Source organism: Streptomyces niveus, assembly GCF_001723055.1.
Taxonomy (GTDB): Bacteria; Actinomycetota; Actinomycetes; order Streptomycetales; family Streptomycetaceae; genus Streptomyces; species Streptomyces niveus.
Genome location: NZ_MDCR01000479.1, coordinates 1 through 541, shown reverse-complemented (window position 1 = coordinate 541; position 541 = coordinate 1). Strand labels below are relative to the sequence as shown.

Annotated in this window: 1 protein-coding gene and 3 pseudogenes; 3 read left to right on the top strand and 1 reads right to left on the bottom strand. The window is 66.2% G+C overall.

The window, feature by feature from the left end; genetic code table 11:
- From BHU15_RS42345 to BHU15_RS41895, 3 genes and pseudogenes are all read left to right on the top strand, one after another.
- Positions 1–95: pseudogene (locus BHU15_RS42345) on the top strand (5,10-methylenetetrahydrofolate reductase); the annotation flags it as partial.
- Positions 96–113: 18 nt separating this feature from the next.
- Positions 114–265: pseudogene (locus BHU15_RS41900) on the top strand (GNAT family N-acetyltransferase); the annotation flags it as partial.
- A gap of 2 nt (positions 266–267) precedes the next feature.
- On the top strand, positions 268–393 hold a 126-nt coding region (locus BHU15_RS41895), incomplete at its 5' end, for a GNAT family N-acetyltransferase (RefSeq protein WP_368483237.1).
- Positions 394–406: 13 nt separating this feature from the next.
- Here BHU15_RS41895 and BHU15_RS41890 read toward each other — a convergent pair.
- Positions 407–541: pseudogene (locus BHU15_RS41890) on the bottom strand (RNA polymerase subunit sigma-24); the annotation flags it as partial.

Below are 541 nucleotides of genomic sequence, written 5' to 3'. Positions count from 1 at the left end.
TGATCAGCGAGGAAGCCCCGGGTCTGCACTTCATGACCATGAACTTCTCGAAGGTGACGACGGAGATCTACCAGAATCTCGGCCTCCACCACTGAGTTCACATCCAGGCAACCAGCGACAGGGGGCACTTCGACGCCCACTGGGCGAGGATTCGCGCCGATCCCGACGTGGTGATGCGCACGGTGGTCGCCGACGTGGAGGTGGCCGGTCACGTCGCGGCGTACGGACCGGCGGACGAACGCGAGGTCACGTACTGGATCGACCGNNGCGGCCGACAACTCGGGCTCGATCCGCGTCCTGGAGAGGTGCGGCTTCGTCATCACCGGGCACGACAGGGGCTTCGCCCAGGCACGGCAGGGCGAGATCGACGAAGTGCTCCTCACCTTGAGCTGAGACCCGACGGCGATCAGCGGCCCTGCCAGGGACGGAGCTTCTCCGGGTTGCGTACCGCCCAGATGTGCCTGATCCGGTCTCCCGCGATGTCGAACGCGAACACCGTGACGTTGACGCCCTCGTACTGGGAGACCAGACCGGGCCGGCC